We start from the raw sequence: 17,898 nt of genomic DNA, 5'->3' as shown, positions 1-17,898 counted from the left end.
TAACAACCGCGTAACGAGCATTGACAGCCCGTGTGCCTCCTTTCAGTCTGTGAACGCTCCCAGAAGTAATGCGGACGATCTTTCCCCCACCCGCTTGGAGGCATGTATGCGCATCAATCGGCTCGCAGTGGCGGCGGCCGCGGTCCTCGCCGCCGCGCTCTCCGCCGGATGCTCCGGCGGCTCGGGCGGATCGGACGGCTCCGGGAAACCGGCCGCGTCGGCCGCGGGCACGGCGGCCACCGGCCCGGTCACGCTGACCTACTGGACCTGGGTTCCCAACATGGACAAGATCGTCTCGGTCTGGAACCAGGCCCATCCGGACATCAAGGTCAACGTGAGCAAGCAGGCCGGGGGCGACGACGCCGCCGCCAAGTTCCTCACGGCGGCCAAGGCCGGCAACCCGCCCGACCTGGTGCAGGCCGAATACCAGATGCTCCCGTCGTTCGTGGCGGCCGACGCGGTCGCCGACCTCACCCCGCACGTGTCGGCGGCGAAGGCCGAGTTCGGCCCGGGGATCTGGGGGCTCGTCACGCTCGGAACCGAGGCGGTCTACGCGATCCCGCAGGACAGCGGGCCGATGATGCTCTACTACCGCAAGGACCTGTTCGCCAAGTACGGCATCGGCGTGCCGAAGACCTGGGACGAGTACGCCGACGCGGCCAGGAAGGTCCACAAGGCCGACCCGAAGGTCTACCTCGGGACGTTCTCCAGCAAGGATCCCGGCTCCTTCGCCGGGCTGGCCCAGCAGGCGGGCGCCAAGTGGTGGTCGATCAGCGGCGACTCCTGGAAGGTCGCCGTCGACGACGAGCCCACCAGGAAGGTCGCCGACTACTGGGGCGGCCTCGTCAAGGAGGGGGTCATCGACGGCCAGCCGTACTTCACTCCGGAGTGGAACAAGGCGCTCAACGACGGCAGGCTGCTGACCTGGCCGTCCGCTGTGTGGGGGCCGGGCGTGCTGGAGAGCAACGCGCCCAAGGCCAAGGGCGACTGGGCCATCGCTCCGCTGCCGCAGTGGAGCGCGGGCGAGAGCTACAGCGGCTTCTGGGGCGGCTCGTCCACGGCCGTGGCGAGCAAGTCGCCGAACCAGGCCGCCGCCGCGCGGTTCGCCGTCTGGCTGAACACCGATCCGCAGGCCCTCGCTCTCCTGGTGAAGGAGGGAGCCGTCTACCCCGCCTCGGCCAAGGGCGGTCAGGCCCTCACCGAGCCCCCGGCCTACTTCTCCGGCCAGCCGGACTTCTACAAGACGGCCGCCGAGATCGCCGCGACCGCACGGGGCTTCACCTTCGGCCCGAACGTCAACGTCACCTACAACGCCTTCAAGGACGCCTTCGACAAGGCCGTCGAGAACAAGTCGTCGTTCTCCGACGCCGTCCACGCGATGCAGGAGGCGACCGTCGCGGACATGCGCAAGTCCGGATTCCAGCTCGCCCAATGACGAGTCCGCGTCGCGCGCGCGGCGCCCGGCCCCGCGGCCGGGACGCCGCGGCCTACCTGTTCCTCACACCCGCGCTCGTGCTGTTCGCGCTGTTCACCGCCGTGCCGATCGGCTACACCGCCTATCTCAGCCTGCGGCGGACGAAGGTCACCGGGCTCGGGCTGGGCCGCGGCTCACGGACCGAGGTGTTCGCCGGGCTCGCCAACTATGCCGACGCCGTGCGCGACGGCGCGCTGTGGGCCGGGTTCGGCCGCGTGCTCGGATACGGCGCGCTGGTCCTCGCCGTCATGCTCGGTCTCGCGCTGGTGTTCGCGCTGACGCTCGACTCGGCGCAGGTGCGGCTCGCCCGCTTCTCGCGGATCGCGATCTTCCTGCCGTACGCGGTGCCGGGCGTGGTCGCGACGCTGCTGTGGGGCTTCCTCTACCTGCCCAGCCTCACGCCGCTGCGCGGGCTGAACATCGACCTGGCCCTGCTGGGACCGCGGCTCGTGACCTTCTCCATGGCCAACATCGCGGTGTGGGGCGGCACCGGGTTCAACATGCTGGTCCTCTACACCGCGCTGCGCGCCGTGCCGAGGACCTACTACGAGGCAGCCCGCATCGACGGGGCGGGCGAGCTCCAGATCGCGCTGCGCATCAAGATCCCCATCCTGACGCCGGCGATCATCCTGACGACGGTCTTCTCCCTGATCGCCACGGTCCAGGTCTTCACCGAGCCGACCGCGTTGCGGCCGCTCACCAACACCATCAGCTCCACGTGGAGCCCGCTCATGAAGGTGTACCGGGACGCGTTCGTCACGGGCGACCTCTACGGGGCCGCCGCCACGTCCGTCCTCATCGCGGGGGTGTCCCTCGCCCTGTCGTTCGGATTCCTGCGGGTGGTCCGCGACCGCGCCTTCAGGGAGGGCTGATGGCCGCCGTCACGCGGCGCGCGGCCTACGCGCGCTCCCGCCGCCCTCGCGGCCTGGTCCCGACGGCGGTCCTGCTGCTGGGGGCCGTCTACTGCCTGCTCCCGGTGGTGTGGGTGGTGGCGGCGGCGACCAAGTCGAAGGCGGAGCTGTTCTCCACCTCCACGTTCGCGCCGGGCACCGGGCTGCTGTCCAACCTCGCCGACCTGGCCGCGTACCGCGACGGCGTGTTCTGGGTGTGGGTGCTGAACACCCTCCTGTACGCCGGAGGGGGCGCGCTCCTGTCCACCGCCGTCTCGGCGGTCTCCGGATACGCTCTCGCCAAGTACCGCTTCCCGGGCCGTACGGTGATCTTCAACGTGCTGATCGGCGGCGTCCTCGTGCCGTCCGTCGTGCTGGCGATCCCGCAGTACCTGCTGTTCAGCGCCGCCGGCCTGGCCGGCACGTACTGGTCGGTGCTGCTGCCCCAGATCCTCCATCCGTACGGCATCTACCTGGCCAGGGTGTACGCGGGTGCGGCGATCCCGGACTCCCTGCTGGAGGCGGGGCGCATCGACGGGGCGGGGCACTGGCTGCTGCTGCGCCGGGTCGCCCTGCCGCTGATGACGCCCGGCATGGTGACGATCTTCCTGTTCCAGTTCACGGCGATCTGGAACAACTTCCTTCTGCCGTTCATCATGCTGGGCGACGACCACACGTTCCCGCTCACCGTGGGGCTCTACACGCTGCTGGCGGCGGGGGCCAACCAGCCGTCGCTCTACAACCTGATCGTCACGGGCGCGCTCGTCTCGATCATCCCGCTCGTCGCGCTGTTCCTCACCATGCAGCGGTACTGGCGCACCGATCTGGCCGACGGCGCCGTGAAGAGCTAGGCGACAATGGCCACCATGGGGAAACGTCCGACCATCCACGACGTCGCGGCCGCCGCAGGGGTCTCGCGGGGGACGGTCTCCCGGGTGCTCAACGACGACAGGTACGTCAGCCCGGCGGCCCACGCGGCGGTGCGCCGGGCGATCGCGGAGACCGGGTACATCGTCAACCGCAACGCCCGCAGCCTGGTCACCCAGCGGACGGGGTCGGTCGTGATGGTGCTCTCCGAGCCCCACGAGAGGCTGTTCGAGGATCCCAACTACAGCGTGCTGATCCGCGCGGCCACCCGGCGCCTGGCGGCGCGCGACATCTCCCTGGTGGTGATGCTGGCCGCCGACGACGGCGACCGCGAGCGGGTGCTCAGGTACGTGCGCGGCGGCCACGCCGACGGCGTGTTCCTCGTGTCCGCCCACTCCGGGGACGCCCTGGTCGACACGCTGGTGGACACCGAGGTCCCCGCCGTCGCCCAGGGAGCGGTCATCGGCCGCGAAAACGTGATCCCGTACGCCGCCGCCGACGACCGCGAGGGGGCCCGGCAGATGGCCCGCCACCTCGTCGATCAGGGCCGCAGGAAGATCGCCACGATCACCGGGCCCATGGACACCCCGGGGGGCATCCTGCGACTGGAGGGCTTCGCGGACGTGCTCGGCCGCAGGGCCTCCAAGAGGCTGATCGAGCACGGCGACTGGACGCGGCTCAGCGGCGAGAGCGCGATGGCCCGGCTGCTGGAGCGCACTCCCGACCTCGACGCCGTCTTCGTGGCCTCCGACCTCATGGCGGCCGGGGCCCTCGCGACCCTGCGGATCGCCGGGCGGCGGGTGCCCGACGACGTGGCGGTGGGCGGGTTCGACGACTCGTCCGTCGCCGCCTCCACGCACCCGCCGCTGACCACGATCCGCCAGCCCGTCGCCCAGGTGGCGGAGGAGACCGTACGGCTCCTGCTCGCGCTGCTCGACGGCGCCGCTCATGTGGACCCGGTGATCCTTCCCACACGGCTGATCGTGCGCGACTCCGCCTGACCCGCCGGGGAGGCGATGTCACACACTGAGTGTGTGTCCCGTCCTCTGTATGTGAACGACCATGACGACGGCACCGGCGCTCTGTCGGCCGAGTTCCACGCCTTGCGGCCGCGGCTCATAGGAGTGGCCTACGGGCTGCTCGGCAGCGTGGACGAGGCCGAGGACGTCGTCCAGGACGCGTGGCTGCGGCTGCGCGCCGCCACCGCCGGGGACGGGGACGAGGGCGCCCCGGAGAAGATCGGGGACGTGACGGCGTGGCTCGTCGTGACGGTCTCCCGGCTGGCGCTCGACGTGCTGCGGTCGGCCCGGCACCGCCGGGAGGAGTACGTCGGGCCGTGGCTGCCCGAGCCCATCCTCGCCGATCCCGCGCTCACCGTGCCCGACCCGGCCGACCGGGTGACGCTCGACGAGTCGATGAGCATGGCGATGCTCGTCGTGATGGAGTCGCTGAGCCCCGCCGAACGGACGGCCTTCGTCCTCCACGACGTGTTCGGCCTGCCGTTCACCCAGGTGGGCGAGGTGGTCGGACGCAGCCCGGCGGCATGCCGGCAGCTCGCCGCGCGGGCGCGGGCGCACCTCGCCTCCCGGGCACCGCGGTTCGACGTGGACCCGGCGGAGCACCGCCGGGTGGTCAGCGCGTTCGCCCGGGCCAGCGTCGGCGACGACCTCGGCGCCCTGCTCGCGCTGCTCGACCCCGACGTCGTCATGCGCAGCGACGGCGGCGGAGTGGTCACCGCGGCGAGGCGGCCGGTGCACGGGGCGCTCAAGGTCGCCCGGCTGCTCCTGGGCATCCGCCGCTTCGGCACGTCCCGGATGGTGCCCGCCACGGTGAACGGCCGGCCCGGCCTGCTGCGCTACCGCGGTGACGACCGCCTGACGGCCGTGATCGGGCTCACCGTGGCCGGCGGCAGGATCACCGCGATCGACATGATCGTGAACCCGGACAAGCTCGCCAAGGTGAGCTGTCAGGAACATGCCAGATGAGCGATCAGGAGAGGGAACGACGATGACGAGGCTCGACATGATGAAGCTGGCCCCCGAGGGCTACCAGGCCCTCCAGGGAGTGGAGCGCTTCGTACGCCACAGCGGGGTGCCGCAGCCGACGCTGGAGCTGGTGAAGATCCGGGCGAGCCAGATCAACGGCTGCTCGTTCTGCCTGGACATGCACAGCCGCGACGCGAAGAAGGCCGGGGAGACCGACGAGCGGCTGTTCGCCGTGGCGGCGTGGCGGGAGGCGCCGTTCTACACGGAGGCGGAGCGTGCGGCGCTCGCCCTGACGGAAGCGGCCACCCGGCTGAGCGACCGGCCGGACCCGGTGCCCGACGACGTCTGGGCGAAGGCCGCCGAGCACTACGACGAGGAGACGCTCGCGGCGCTCGTCATGGCGATCGCGGCCATCAACGCCTGGAACCGGATCGGAGTGGCCACCCAGCTGACCCCCGGCTCGCGCCGCTGACCCGGCGCCCGCAAACGGGCCCGCGCACCAACCTGCCCGGCGGCGCCGCCGCCCGCGGGCCCGCGCACCAACTGAGGGTTTAACGGAAATCAAGAGGACCTCAAGCGGCGGGGAGCATAGTCTGCTCACGTCCCGGAAGGAGGAAGGGTCAATGAGACGGATAAGGATCTCCCGGCCCCGCACCCCCCGCCGCACATCCGGCGGCCACGGCCTCGATCTGCGCTCACCCTCGGGCCGGATACTCCCCTACTAGGTCGCGTCCTCAACGCCGGCGTCGCCCCTCGGCTCCGCGGGACTGATCCTGCTTGGCCACACGCGGCGGCCGGTCCCCAGGGGGCGCTGATCGGTTGAGTGCAGCCCCGCCAGGAGCAGGTCCAGCAGCGTGCGGATCGCGGCGGGCCGCCGCTCCGCCTGTGTCGTGCGCAGCGAGGAGATCGCCGTCAGGGCGACGCGTACATCCGCGGCGGAGGTTCCGTGCCGCAGGACCCCCTGCTGGTGCGCACGGGCGACGAGTTGTTCCAGGGCCGCGGCGTGAGCCAGCCGGTCGTCGCGGAACGCGGCGCCCGCATCGCCTGAGCCCAGCAGGGCCTCGTTGAGACCGGGAGCACGGATCTGGTGCTCCGCGAACCGGCGGATGGCGCCGCTGAGCGCGATCCAGGCATCAGGCTCGGCCTGCGCGGCCCGCATGTCAGCCCGGCAGGCTGCCACATGATCCGCGAGGGCCGCCCTGATCAGGTCCGTACGGGTGGGAAAGTGCCGGTACAGCGTCGCGATGCCCAGACCGGCGCGCCGGGCGATCTCCCGCATGGGAAGGTCCACGCCCTCCGCGGCGAACGCCTCGCGGGCGGTCCCCACGATGTGCTGACGGTTGCCCACAGCGTCGGCCCTGGCTTTCCGAGTCACTTTTCCCCGCGCCCCTCTCACTTCCTCCTTTATTGGAACATCCGCTCCGGAACGATGTTCACCTCATCGAAGCGTCCGGAGGCTCCGGACGGGAGAGGTGATCATGCTTGCTGTGCTGTTCGACCAGTTCGGGCCACCACAGGTCCTGACCGTGGGCACGGCGCCCGAGCCGCATCCCGGCCCCCGCCAAGTCCGCATCGCCGTCAGGACGGCGGCGGTCTCCCCCGTCGACCTCGGACTGCGCGAAGGCCTGTCCCCCGCGAGCAAGGCCCTCGCCCTGCCGCACGTTCCCGGCGTCGACGCCGCCGGAGTGATCGATGAGATCGGCGCCGAGGTCACAGGCTACGCCGTCGGCGACGAGGTCTTCGGCGCGGTCGACGTGACGAGGCTGGGCGGTGCGAGCGCGCAGTACGCGGTCCTGGACTTCTGGGCGCACAAGCCGCACAGCATGACCTGGGCGCAGGCCGGCGCGGCCGGCACCGGCGTCGAGACCGCCACCCGCGCCCTCGACCTGCTCGGCGTACGCGGCGACACGACACTGCTGATCGACGGTGCGGCCGGCGGCGTCGGCAGCATCGCGGTGCAGCTCGCGGCGGCGCGCGGCGCCCGTGTCATCGGCACCGCACGCCCGGAGAGCCACGGGTTCCTCAAGGAACTGGGGGCGCGACCCGTGGACTACGGTCGTGGCCTGCCCGCCCGGGTCCGGGAGCTGGCCACCGCTCCGGTCGGCCGGGCACTCGACGTCGCGGGAGCCGGGGCGCTGAGCGAACTGATCGAACTGACCGGCACCGCGGACAGCGTCGTCACCCTGGCCGACTTCGGGGCCCCGGCTCTCGGCGTACGGCTGTCCCTGGGCCGCTTCGGCGGCCAGCCCGACGGCGTCCACGGACTCGCGTCAGCCGCGGCGCTCGCCGGCCAGGGCCGCTTCCGCGTTCCGGTCCGGGACACCTTCCCGGCCCATCAGGCGGCACAGGCACATGAGACAGCCGCACGACCGCCCCGGCGGGGAAAGGTCGTCCTCGACCTGACCGATATGGGCTGAACAGCACTAGCGTCGCGGCGGCGCGGCGATCACACTGTGACGATGCCGGACACTCCCCAGCGAACCTGGTCCTTCGCCGTTCCGTGGCCGGTGATCCTGGTGGCCGGTCTGATGGTCGCCCTGCTGCTGGCGTTGTCGGGCGCCTATGGCTTCCACGGCGACGAGATGTACTTCGTCGTGGCGGGCCGGCATCCCGCCTTCGGCTACGTCGACCAGCCGCCGCTGACCCCGCTCCTGTCCGCCGCCTCGGTGGGCGTGCTTGGCGTGTCGCCGACCGCGGTGCGCGTGCTGCCGGCCGTGGAGATGACGCTCGTGGTCGTCCTGGTCGCGCTCATCTCGCGCGACCTCGGCGGCTCGCGACGGGCACAGGTCCTGGCGGCCGTGACCGCCGCCGTCTCCGGGTATCTCGCCGCCGGCCACCTCGACACCACCACCGAGCTCGACCTGCTGGCCTGGGCGTTCATCCTGTGGCTGATCGTGCGGCTTCTCGCCGGCGCCGACCGGCGCCTGTGGCCGGCGGTGGGCCTGGCCGCCGGGATAGCGCTCGAGAACAAGGACACGCTGTTGTTCCTGGCCGCGGGGCTGGCGGTCGGGCTCGTCGTCGCCCGGCGCTGGGACATCGTCCGCTCGGGGTGGGCCTGGGCGGCGGCCGCGATCGCCCTGCTGCTCTGGGCGCCGAACCTCGCCTGGCAGGCGGCGAACGGCTGGCCCCAGCTCACCATGGCCTCGCGCATCGCCGGGTACGCGGCGGACAACCGGGCCCAGATCGTACCGCTGCTCTGGCTCTTCACCGGGCCGCTCCTCTTCCCGGTGACCGCCGCCGGCGTGGCGTGGTTCCTCCGCGCGAGGGACGCGGCACCGTGGCGGGCGATCGGCATCGCCGGCCCGGTCGCGCTCGGTCTCGTCGTGGTGACCGGCGGCAAGCCCTACTACGCGATCGGAAGCGTGGCCGTGTTCATGGCCGCCGGTTCGATCGTCGTGGATCGCTGGCTCACACGCGGCCATGCCCGTCTCAAAGGGGTGGGCTTCACTGTCGCGGCGGCGGCCTCGGGCGCCCTCCTCGCGCTCGTGACCCTGCCGATTCTGCCCGTCACCACATTTGCCGCCGGCTCGCTTCCATCCGCGGTTCCGGACACCGCCAACCAGATCGGCTGGCCACAGTTCGTCTCCACGGTCGAAGGCGTGGTGGCCGCCCTGCCCGCGCCCGAGCGCGCGCGAGCGGTGATCCTGGCCAACGATTACAGCGAGGCGAGCGCGCTCGTCCTGCTCGGATCAGGGCTGCCACCCGTCTATACCGGCCACAACGCGTACTGGGCTTGGGGCCCGCCACCGGCCCGCCGTACCGTCGTCGTGCACGTCGGCGACTGGCGGCCGGCCGACTGGAGCGGCTTCTTCGCGGGCTGCCACGACGTGGCCCGGATCTCCAACGGGCTCGGCGTCCCGAACGGAGAGCAGGGCAAGGCCGTCTCGGTCTGCACCGGGCTGCGGGCGTCGTGGACCACGATGTGGCCCGGCCTGCGGACCGTCAGCTAGTGGGTGACCACAACGTCGGCCCGACTGATCATGCCGCTCGAGTGGCCGGTCGGCCCAGCGGCGTCGCTTCTCGCCGCGGACGCGGACGCGCGCCTGGCCGGCCGTCCGGCCGCGGAAGGTGAAAACACCAGGTTCATGCCGGTAATTAGACGCGGAAGACACCGCGGGCCGGCTGCTGTGATGCCCCCAGATCTCGACACGTATGGGGGAATCCATGCAGAACAATGTCCGCTTACGCCTGATGGTCCTGAGCGCCGCCTGTGTGCTCATGCCGTTCCTGGGCGCGGGAGCCGCCGGGGCACAGGCCGCCGACGACCCCGACCTCACCCGGCCGGCCGCCGCCGTCCCGGACGGCAAGACGCCGGCCGCCGACGACACGGGGCCGCGCGGCCCGGTGCCCGGCGGGTTCGCCGGCTGGAACGCCCTGTTCACCGAGCAGACCCGGCTGAACGGCGTGGCCGACCGCATCCTCGCCGCCGCCGAGAACACCGACGGCTACGGAGGGCTCGTGGCCGACCCGGAGAACCACGAGGTGCGCCTGTACTGGCGGGGCACCGTGCCGCGGGCCGTGCAGGACGTGGTCGAACAGGGACGGCAGACGGCGCCGGTGTCGGTGCTGCCGGCCGCGTACACCCGCGCCCAGCTCCTTCAGGAGACCGACAGATGGACCGAGTCCGGCCAGGTGACGGGTGCGGCCCCGGCGGCAGACGGCAGCGGGGTGAGGCTCTCGGTCGCCGGGGAGGACACCGGCCCCGACCAGTTGCAGCGCCCCGCCGGCGCCACCGCGCCGATCACACTGGAGCGCGGGGAGCGGTTCGATCCCGCCTACAGCAGGCAGGACGACGTCCCCAGCTACTACGCGGGCGGCCGGACCTGGAACCAGCAGTCCGGCGCCGGCTGCACCTCCGGATTCGCGGTCTGGGACAAGTACGGCAACCGCGGATTCCTCACCGCCGCGCACTGCGGCGCCCTCTGGGAGAACTTCTACGACGGTGGGGGCACCTGGTCCGCGGCGAACTACATGGGCCCGGTGACGTGGCGCGTCACCAAGAGGGACGCCGCGATCGTGCAGGCGGACGCGACCGCCGACATGTTCGACGGCAACAGCTCGGCCTCCACCAGCAACAGGGTGGTGGCGCTGTGGAAGGCGCACGTCGGCAACTTCGTGTGCAACTCCGGGGCGTCCCTGGGCGAGAACTGCCTGATCAAGGTGACCGAGACCGGGTGGAGCGGAACCTACTCGAACGGGCAGTACGTCAAGCACATGGTCCGCGCCAAGAGCGTCGACGGCGGCTGCGCCGTGGCGCACGGTGACAGCGGCGGCCCGGTGTTCTCCTACACCAACTGGTTCGACGAGATCGCGGCGCAGGGCATCACCTCCGCCGTCAGCAAGCCGGTGTACTGCGGCGGGCTCGACGGCGGACGAGTGATCGTCTTCTCCCGGGCCTGGGACGTGGTGCTGGAGTTCGGCGCGTACGTGATGGTCCACTGAGGTCAACGGGGCCGGTGTCCCAGGCGCGCGTCCGCGCCCGGGACACCGGCTTCCGGCCCCACGTCCGAGGCGCGACCACGGGCCCGCCCCACCCGCCTTTACGGCCGTTTTACTGGCTTACGTGTATCAATCGTCGTTAGATAACGGAAGCATCACGCGCGGGGGGATGACAGCGATGCTCAGGGTGGTGCCGTCTCTCGCCAAGGTCAGGGACATCCGGACGGCCCTGCGGCGCAGGCCGCGGCGCGACACGAAGGTCGTCGACCTGCGGGCCTACACGGGTGCGAACGTCATCCGCTTCCCCAGGACGTCGGGCCCCACCTCCGCCGCCTGAGCGGGCGGCGGGCTCCGCGACGTACACGACGTACAACCGGTGGGTCTTCTGGTTGAATCTGCCCTCGTGAGCGAATTGTCAGCGACCGAGCGCACCAGGCACCGCCGGCTGCGCGAGCAGGGCCGGACCGACAGGGAGTCCCTCTTCGAGGTGCTCCGGGCGGGATTCGTCTGCCATCTGGGGGTGGTGGTGGACGGCGACCCCATGGTCGTGCCCACGGTCTACGGATTCGACTCCGGCCATCTCTACCTGCACGGGTCGGTCGCCAGCCGCAGCCTCACCCCTGACGCGGTCGCGTGCGTGACCATCACTCACGTCGACGGCCTCGTGCTCGCCCGGTCGGTCTTCGAGCACGGCGTCAACTACCGCAGCGCGATGATCTACGGCGTGCCCCGGCCGCTGGAGGGGGACGAGAAGCTGGCGGCCCTGCGGTGCCTGACCGAGCACCTCGCCCCCGGCCAGTGGGAGTACGCCAGGCAGCCCAGCCGCAAGGAGCTCGCGGCGACCACGATCCTCGCGATCTCGCTGGCCGAGGCATCGGTCAAGGTGCGGCAGGGCCACCCCGGCGACGCCGACGACCCGCACGACGTGTGGGCGGGGGTCCTGCCGCTCGCCCACACGTGGCAGGCGCCCCTCACCGACCCCCAGGCCACGCGGCCCGTCCCCGGCCACGTGCTCCGTCGCGCGGGCGAGCCGCTGTAGCCCCGTCGCCGGACCCGGCCGATCGTCACCCGCCGGCGCGGACCAGGCCGCACTCGCAGGAGAAGATCACGGCCTGCACCCGGTCCCGGAGACCGTCACGCCGGCGGCCGGGCGAGTTTGGCGGCCACGGCGTCGAGGACCCACTCCAGGCCGGTCGCGAAGGACGTCTCGGCGTCCACCTCCGTGCCGTCGTGCACGATCTTGGCCAGCGCCGGGAAGCGGCCCGTGGCCAGCATCCTGGTCATATGCGGGCCGAAGGCGCGCTGCCAGTCGGGCTTGGACAGGCCCGTGGCACGCTCGGCCCGCACGTCCGCGATCTCGCGCCTGATCGCGCCGGTGACGTACGCGCTGACGGTCTCCACGGCGCGCATGACGGTGTCGACGTCGGCGAGACCGTCGAGGGCGGCCAGCTTGGCCTCGGTCACCGCGAACGCGTTCGGGCCCAGCGCCGGACGGCCGCCGAGCAGATCGGCCAGCCATTCGTGGCGGCGGGTGGCCTGCCTGGTGCGGTGGGAGTGGACGCGCAGCGCCTCCCTCCAGTCGCCGAACCGCTCCTCGGTCAGGATCTCGGCGTGCACCTCGTCCACCATGAGGTCGAACAGCTCCTCCTTGGTGGAGATGTAGCCGTACAGCCGCATCGGGCCGGCGTCCAGCCGGGCGGCGACCTTACGCAACGACACCGCCTCCAGCCCGCCCTCGTCGGCCAGCGCGACGGCGGCGGCGACGATCCGCTGCCGGTCGAGCGGCACGGGGCGCGCCGGCGGCTCCGGCCTGTCCCACACAGTCATGGACACATCGTACTGTTGCGATACAGTGTATTGAAGAGATATAGTATATCGACATGAGACATCGTATCGCCGTGGTCGGGGGCGGTCCCGCCGGGCTCACCTTCGCCCGCGTCCTGCACCGCCACGGTCACCCCGTCACCGTCCTCGAACGCGATCCCTCCCCCGACGCCCGTCCCCCGGGCGGCACGCTCGACCTGCACGAAGGGATGGGCCAGCTCGCGCTGGGCAAGGCGGGCCTGCTGGCGGAATTCCAGGCGCTGTCGCGGCCCGAGGGGCAGGCCATGCGCATCCTGGACACCGACGGGACCGTCCTGCGCGACTGGCAACCCCGTCCGGAGGACCGGGCCAATCCCGAGATCGACCGTGGGCAGCTCCGCGACCTGCTGCTCGGCCCCCTCGACGTTCAGTGGGGGCGGGGCGTGGCGGAGGTCGTGCCGGGGACCGGGGACGGCGCGCTGGTCCGTTTCGCCGACGGGCGGCAGGAGAGGTTCGACCTCGTGGTCGGCGCGGACGGCGCCTGGTCCCGGGTCCGCCCGGCGCTCTCGTCCGTGACACCGCACTACACCGGCGTCACTTCGGTCGAGACCTCCCTGGACGACGTCGACACCCGCCACCCCGGCCTCGCCCGGCTGATCGGCGACGGGTCCGTGGCCGCGTACGGCGTGAACCGCGGCCTCGTCGCCCAGCGCAACAGTGGCGGCCACGTCAAGGTATACGCCCACTTCCGCGCGCGGTCGGACTGGCACACGAACGCGGACCGGCGTCCGGGCCTGAATCCGGGCCTGAATCTGGGCCTGAATCCAGGGCCGGACGCGGGCCTGGACCTGGACGACGCCGAGGCCGTGCGATCAAGCCTGCTGGCTCTGTTCGACGGCTGGGCCGCCCCTCTACTCGACCTCCTCCGCCACGGCACCGCTTTCGTCCCCCGCCCCCTCTACGTCCTGCCCGCGCCCCACTCCTGGACCCACGTTCCCGGGGTGACCCTGCTGGGCGACGCCGCCCACCTGATGCCCCCATTGGGGGTGGGCGCGAACCTCGCGATGCTGGAAGGCGCCGAACTCGCCGAGTCCGTCGCCGCCGCCTCCGGCCCCGGCGATCTGGACGAGGCCGTACGCGCCTTCGAGGAACAGATGTGGGCACGGGCCGGCAAGTGGGCGAAGATCACAACGGCCGGTCTGGAACGCCTCGTGAGCCCGGACCCCGCCGAAGCCATCGCCCTCTTCGACGAAGTCCAGCCATCCTGACCGTCTCCTCACGCCCGCACCTGTTCTCGCCGGCTCTCGCCTGCTCGACCGTCAGCGCCGCCTCCAGAAGTCGGCCGGGTGCGTCCGGCGACGTCCGTTGCGACCCATGCGATCCGTGAACGCGGCCCTCGACGAAGCGGTCACCGCCCTTCGTCTCACCGAGCCGCCCGAGCAGCCGGCTTGACCGCCGAACCCCGTGCGGCCCGTGGATTCACTGGACGCCGGTCGCCGGCTTCAGCATCCCTCCCCCGTCGATCCGCAGGACGGTGCCGGTGACGAAGGTGTTGCCGATCAGGTAGGCGATGGCCCCCGCCACGTCGGCGGGCGTCCCCACCCGCCCGACCGTGGTGCCCGAGGCGAAGCCGTCGAGCGCGCTCCGCCGCTCCTCGCCCAGCCAGTCCCACCACTCGGTGTCCACCACGCCGGGCGAGACGGCGTTGACCCGGAGGGGAGCCAGCTCGACCGCGAGGCCGGGGACGACGGCCTCGATGGCGCCGTTCACCGCCGCCAGCCCGGAGATCCCCGCGAGGGCCGCCCCCGCAGAGGCGGCGGACACGAACGTCACCGACCCGCCGGGACGCAGCACGTCGAGAGCCGCCTGCACGGTCATCATGTGGGCGATCAGCTTGTCCTCCACCGCCTGGCGCAGCGCCTGCGCCGTCAGCGACTTCAGCGGGCCCACCGCCTGCCCCCGGCCCGTCACCGTGACGACCAGGTGGTCCACGGGCCCCGTAGCCGCGAGGAACGACCGCGTCGCGTCCGGAGGTGTTCCTGGAGGCGATGACGGACGTCGTGGCGGGCAGTTTCGTCCCCCTGCCCGCCGACCTCGAGATGTTCCTGCGCGACACGTTCACACTGACGAACGGCGTCGCGGGCCAGGTGGTCGTGGGGCTCATGGCGGAGGCGCAGGGCGATCCGGGGCTCGCCGTACGGCTCCGGAACGAGCTCATCGGCCCCCGGCGCGCCGCGCTGAGAGACGTGCTCGTGCGCCGCCCCGTCCCCGCCGGCGCGGACCCCGACCTGCTCGTCGACATGATCTTCGGGGCCATGTGGTACCGCCTGCTCAACCAGCACGCGCCGGTCGACACGGCGCTCGCGCGGGAGATCACCGCGCTGGTGGCCCGCATCTTCTGAAGCACGGATCCGTCTCCCTCGAGTGCTGCCTCAATGAGGGCGGGATGGTGCAGGATGGACGCGTGACGCCTTCCCCAGCGGTCGTCCAGCCCGACCAGGAGCTCATCAAGGAGATCCTCGACGAGCTGGATCTCGAGCACACCCTCGACGCCGAGGGCGACCTGGCCATCTCCACCGCCGCACTCACGATCTTCTTCCTGTTCGGCTCAGAGGGCGACCTGTTCACGATCCGCACCTTCTACGACAGGCACTACTCCGTCGACGAGAAGCCGATGCTGCTCACGGCGCTGAACGAGTGGAACGCCGACACGATGTGGCCGAAGGTCTACGCGTTCACCCCCGACAACGGCGTGATCCGGGTCATCGGCGACGCCCAGCTCTACATCGGCGCGGGCGTCACGAGGGAGCATCTGACCACTGTGATCGCCCACTGGGTGAGATTCTCGATCAAGTTCCACCGCTGGCTCGCCGACCGGCTCGCCTTCGAGACCGACTAGCCGCACGTCCCGGCTCCGCGCCCGGTCGCACCGGCGCGCGGAGCCGCGTCAGGCGGGGGGCTCCCCCGGCAACGAAGCGGCCCCGGCGGCGCGCAGGCCGTCGAGCACGATCCGCAGGTTGCGCTCCCACTGCTCGGCGCCCGCTCGCAGGCCCATCGTCCGCTCCCCGGTCGCCACGGCGGCGAGCAGGAACGGCACGTCCTGCCACGCGACGTCGGACCGCACGACCCCCGCCTCCTGGGCACGCTCGACCAGCCGCCTGGTCAGCTCCCGCAGCTCGCCGAGGATCCGGTCGAGCCCGGGCCCGCAGGCGCCGCCGATGGCGTCGCGGATGCCGCAGCTCTCCGCACGGATCCGGACGTATCCGGCGGCGAACGTCTCCAGCCCGCGCCAGGGATCCGGGTCGGCCAGAGCGCGCCCGCCCAGCTCCGCCGCCTCACCCAGCACTTCGCCGAGGACCGCCTCCAGCAGGGCCTCACGGGAGGACACCCGGCGGTAGAACGTGCCGATGCCGACGCCCGCGCGGCGCGCGATCTCATGGGCGGTGACCTCGACGCCCACCTCCGCGACCGCCGCCCTGGCCGCCAGCACCAGCCGCTCCACGTTCCGCCGCGCGTCGGCCCGGGGCGGGCCACCGGCCACGGCCCTCAGCAGTTCGTCGACGGCGCCGTCCCGTTTGTTCACGCCGCCAGCCTACCAACCGGACTTAGTGCGTCCGCTTATGGTACGGTCGGCGCTAAGCGGACGTGACGAGTCCGCATATTCCGGTGCACGGGAGGCGGGCAATGAGTTCAGGAAAGATCAGGGTCGGCATCGTGGGGGCCAATCCGGACTGGGGATGGGCGGCCCGCGCCCATATCCCGGCGTTGCGGACGCTGCCCGAGTTCGAGATCACCGCTGTCGGCACCAGCCGCGAGGCCAGCGCCCGCGAGGCGGCCCGCCGGTTCGGCGTCGAGCACGCGTTCGCCGACCCCCGGGCCCTCGCGGCCCATCCCGACGTCGACCTCGTCGCCGTCACCGTGAAGGTCCCCCATCACACGGAGCTGGTAACGGCGGCGCTGAAAGAGGGCAAGCACGTGTTGTGCGAATGGCCGCTCGCCCGCACCACGGATGAGGCGCTGACTCTGCTCGCGCACGCGGAGGAGGCGGGGGTGCGCCACTGGATCGGCCTGCAGGCCAGGTTCGCGCCGGCCGTCGCCTACGCCCGCGACCTGCTGGCGGACGGCCGGGTGGGCCGGGTCACCTCGGTCACCGTGTACAGCGCTCTGGGCAGGGGCGCGAGCGGCGCACTGCCGCCGCAGACCGCCTACACCCTCGATCGGGCTAACGGCGCCGGGACGCTGGAGGTGGTCGGCGGCCACACCCTCGACGTGCTGGAGCACCTGCTCGGGCGCGTCGACACGGTCAGCGCGATGCTGTCCCTCCAGCGGTCTGGATACATGGTGGCCGGGGAGACGATCGAGGCGACCAGCCCCGACCAGGTCCTGGTCACGGCGACGTTGACCGGCGGCGCGGTGGCCTCGGGGCACCTCCACATCGCCAAGGTCACCGACGCCAGGACGCGGATCGAGATCGCCGGCACCGAGGGCGACCTCGCGCTCGTCTCCACCGGACCGGGCGGCCCGTTCGGCGTGCAGATCGCCGAGCTGCGCCTGTACGGCACGGCTGAGCCGGGGACGTGGGAGGAACTGCCCGTCCCCGGCCGGTACCTGCGGGCGCCCGAGGCCGCCGGGGGCGTGGAGGCCGTCAACGTCGCCCACCTCTACGCCCGGCTCGCCGACGACCTCCGTACGGGCGGCACGAGTGTGCCCGGCTTCGAGGAAGGAGTGCGCCTGCACCGGCTGCTCGACGCGGTGCGCGCCTCGGCGGAGACCGGGACGCCGCAGCGGGTCAGCCCCGGCTGAGCGCCTCGCGCAGCTCGCCGGCGGTGAACCGGGGGCCGTACGCCGGCTTGTCGCGGTCGAAGCGCCGCCCCTCGGAGAGGGGGCCGGCGTCGACGACGTCGAAACCGAAGGAGTCGATCAGCTCGCCGACGACCTTCTTGGCCTCGGCGTCGTCGCCCGCGATGGCCAGGGCCCGGCGGCCCTCGGCCCCCTTAGGGAGCCCCTGGGTCGCCAGCTCACGGAAGTGGATGGCGTTGAACGCCTTGACCACCCGCGAATCCGGCAGGTGGGCGGCGAGCACCTCACTGGGAGTCGTCTCCCCCGAGTCGATCTCGGCGAAGTGCCCGTCCCGCTCGAAGTAGTAGTTGTTGGTGTCGATCACCACCTTGCCGGCCAGCGGCTCGACCGGCACCTCCGCGTACCGGCCGAAGGGGATCGTCACCACCACGACCTCACCAGCCGCCGCCGCCTCGCCCGCCGTGGCGGCGCGGGCGTCCGGGCCCAGCTCGGCGACCAGATCGGAGAGCGTCTCGGGCCCGCGGGAGTTGCTGAGCACCACCGAGTGGCCGGCGTCCACCGCCAGCTTCGCGAGGGTGCCGCCGATGTGTCCGCTGCCGATGAATCCAATGAGCATGGCCTTGGGAACGCGCTCGCCGCA

The 17,898-nt window shown here is 72.0% G+C and carries 19 protein-coding genes and 1 pseudogene; 15 read left to right on the top strand and 5 right to left on the bottom strand.

Annotation, left to right across the window (positions count from 1 at the left end; translation table 11 throughout):
• Positions 1–106 precede the first annotated feature (106 nt).
• From AB0B72_RS15475 to AB0B72_RS15450, 6 genes are read left to right on the top strand one after another with little or no spacing between them, the layout of a single operon-like run.
• On the top strand, positions 107–1,435 hold the full coding sequence (locus AB0B72_RS15475) for an ABC transporter substrate-binding protein (protein ID WP_367739395.1): 1,329 nt from the start codon (positions 107–109) through the stop codon (positions 1,433–1,435).
• Positions 1,432–2,346, top strand: coding sequence for a carbohydrate ABC transporter permease (locus AB0B72_RS15470; protein ID WP_367739394.1), 915 nt, complete (start codon positions 1,432–1,434; stop codon positions 2,344–2,346). The genes AB0B72_RS15475 and AB0B72_RS15470 overlap by 4 nt, the downstream gene beginning before the upstream one ends.
• Positions 2,346–3,215, top strand: coding sequence for a carbohydrate ABC transporter permease (locus tag AB0B72_RS15465; RefSeq protein ID WP_367739393.1), 870 nt, complete (start codon positions 2,346–2,348; stop codon positions 3,213–3,215). The genes AB0B72_RS15470 and AB0B72_RS15465 overlap by 1 nt, the downstream gene beginning before the upstream one ends.
• A gap of 15 nt (positions 3,216–3,230) precedes the next feature.
• A complete protein-coding gene (locus AB0B72_RS15460) occupies positions 3,231–4,232 on the top strand; it encodes a LacI family DNA-binding transcriptional regulator (protein WP_367739392.1) in 1,002 nt (333 codons plus the stop codon).
• A gap of 33 nt (positions 4,233–4,265) precedes the next feature.
• Complete coding sequence (gene sigJ, locus AB0B72_RS15455) at positions 4,266–5,216, top strand: RNA polymerase sigma factor SigJ (protein WP_367739391.1); 951 nt, start codon at positions 4,266–4,268, stop codon at positions 5,214–5,216.
• Between the two features lie 22 nt (positions 5,217–5,238).
• On the top strand, positions 5,239–5,688 hold the full coding sequence (locus AB0B72_RS15450) for a carboxymuconolactone decarboxylase family protein (RefSeq protein WP_367739390.1): 450 nt from the start codon (positions 5,239–5,241) through the stop codon (positions 5,686–5,688).
• A 249-nt stretch (positions 5,689–5,937) separates the two neighbouring features.
• Here AB0B72_RS15450 and AB0B72_RS15445 read toward each other — a convergent pair whose 3' ends face one another.
• Positions 5,938–6,591, bottom strand: a complete 654-nt coding sequence (locus tag AB0B72_RS15445) for a TetR/AcrR family transcriptional regulator (RefSeq protein WP_367739389.1) — start codon at positions 6,589–6,591, stop codon at positions 5,938–5,940.
• A 103-nt stretch (positions 6,592–6,694) separates the two neighbouring features.
• On the opposite strand from AB0B72_RS15445, the gene AB0B72_RS15440 reads away from it, so the two are divergent.
• From AB0B72_RS15440 to AB0B72_RS15420, 5 genes are all read left to right on the top strand, one after another.
• Entirely contained in the window at positions 6,695–7,633 is a 939-nt protein-coding gene (locus tag AB0B72_RS15440) for an NADP-dependent oxidoreductase (RefSeq protein WP_367739388.1), read from the top strand.
• A gap of 42 nt (positions 7,634–7,675) precedes the next feature.
• Complete coding sequence (locus AB0B72_RS15435) at positions 7,676–9,166, top strand: ArnT family glycosyltransferase (protein ID WP_367739387.1); 1,491 nt, start codon at positions 7,676–7,678, stop codon at positions 9,164–9,166.
• 214 nt (positions 9,167–9,380) lie between these two features.
• Positions 9,381–10,658, top strand: coding sequence for a S1 family peptidase (locus AB0B72_RS15430; protein WP_367739386.1), 1,278 nt, complete (start codon positions 9,381–9,383; stop codon positions 10,656–10,658).
• A gap of 175 nt (positions 10,659–10,833) precedes the next feature.
• Complete coding sequence (locus tag AB0B72_RS15425) at positions 10,834–10,992, top strand: hypothetical protein (protein WP_367739385.1); 159 nt, start codon at positions 10,834–10,836, stop codon at positions 10,990–10,992.
• Positions 10,993–11,058: 66 nt separating this feature from the next.
• Positions 11,059–11,694 (top strand): pyridoxamine 5'-phosphate oxidase family protein, encoded by a 636-nt coding sequence (locus AB0B72_RS15420; RefSeq protein ID WP_367739384.1) that lies wholly within the window; start codon positions 11,059–11,061, stop codon positions 11,692–11,694.
• 95 nt (positions 11,695–11,789) lie between these two features.
• Here AB0B72_RS15420 and AB0B72_RS15415 read toward each other — a convergent pair whose 3' ends face one another.
• Positions 11,790–12,482: a TetR/AcrR family transcriptional regulator gene (locus tag AB0B72_RS15415; protein WP_367739383.1), complete on the bottom strand. Its 693-nt coding sequence runs from the start codon at positions 12,480–12,482 to the stop codon at positions 11,790–11,792.
• Positions 12,483–12,535: 53 nt separating this feature from the next.
• Here AB0B72_RS15415 and AB0B72_RS15410 point away from each other — a divergent pair, with 53 nt between their 5' ends.
• Positions 12,536–13,726, top strand: a complete 1,191-nt coding sequence (locus tag AB0B72_RS15410; RefSeq protein WP_367739382.1) for an FAD-dependent oxidoreductase — start codon at positions 12,536–12,538, stop codon at positions 13,724–13,726.
• 211 nt (positions 13,727–13,937) lie between these two features.
• Here the strand turns inward: AB0B72_RS15410 and AB0B72_RS15405 are convergent.
• A pseudogene (locus AB0B72_RS15405) lies at positions 13,938–14,462 on the bottom strand (SDR family oxidoreductase); the annotation flags it as partial.
• 44 nt (positions 14,463–14,506) lie between these two features.
• Between AB0B72_RS15405 and AB0B72_RS15400 the strand changes: the two are divergent.
• Both AB0B72_RS15400 and AB0B72_RS15395 read left to right on the top strand, forming a co-directional pair.
• Positions 14,507–14,860 carry a TetR-like C-terminal domain-containing protein gene (locus tag AB0B72_RS15400; protein ID WP_367739381.1) on the top strand — a complete coding sequence of 118 codons (354 nt, stop codon included), beginning with the start codon at positions 14,507–14,509 and terminating at the stop codon, positions 14,858–14,860.
• A gap of 62 nt (positions 14,861–14,922) precedes the next feature.
• A complete protein-coding gene (locus AB0B72_RS15395) occupies positions 14,923–15,357 on the top strand; it encodes a YbjN domain-containing protein (protein ID WP_367739380.1) in 435 nt (144 codons plus the stop codon).
• Between the two features lie 48 nt (positions 15,358–15,405).
• On the opposite strand, the gene AB0B72_RS15390 is transcribed toward AB0B72_RS15395, so the two are convergent.
• The gene (locus tag AB0B72_RS15390) at positions 15,406–16,041 is read right to left on the bottom strand and encodes a TetR/AcrR family transcriptional regulator (protein ID WP_367739379.1); all 636 of its coding nucleotides are present in this window, start codon (positions 16,039–16,041) and stop codon (positions 15,406–15,408) included.
• Positions 16,042–16,142: 101 nt separating this feature from the next.
• Here AB0B72_RS15390 and AB0B72_RS15385 point away from each other — a divergent pair, with 101 nt between their 5' ends.
• A complete protein-coding gene (locus tag AB0B72_RS15385) occupies positions 16,143–17,261 on the top strand; it encodes a Gfo/Idh/MocA family protein (protein WP_367739378.1) in 1,119 nt (372 codons plus the stop codon).
• On the opposite strand, the gene AB0B72_RS15380 is transcribed toward AB0B72_RS15385, so the two are convergent.
• Positions 17,248–17,874: an NADPH-dependent F420 reductase gene (locus AB0B72_RS15380; protein WP_367739377.1), complete on the bottom strand. Its 627-nt coding sequence runs from the start codon at positions 17,872–17,874 to the stop codon at positions 17,248–17,250. The genes AB0B72_RS15385 and AB0B72_RS15380 overlap by 14 nt on opposite strands.
• Positions 17,875–17,898: the final 24 nt, after the last annotated feature.

It is taken from the genome of Microbispora sp. NPDC049125, from assembly GCF_040802045.1.
Classification (GTDB): domain Bacteria; phylum Actinomycetota; class Actinomycetes; order Streptosporangiales; family Streptosporangiaceae; genus Microbispora.
This window is presented reverse-complemented; position numbering and strand designations above follow the sequence as displayed.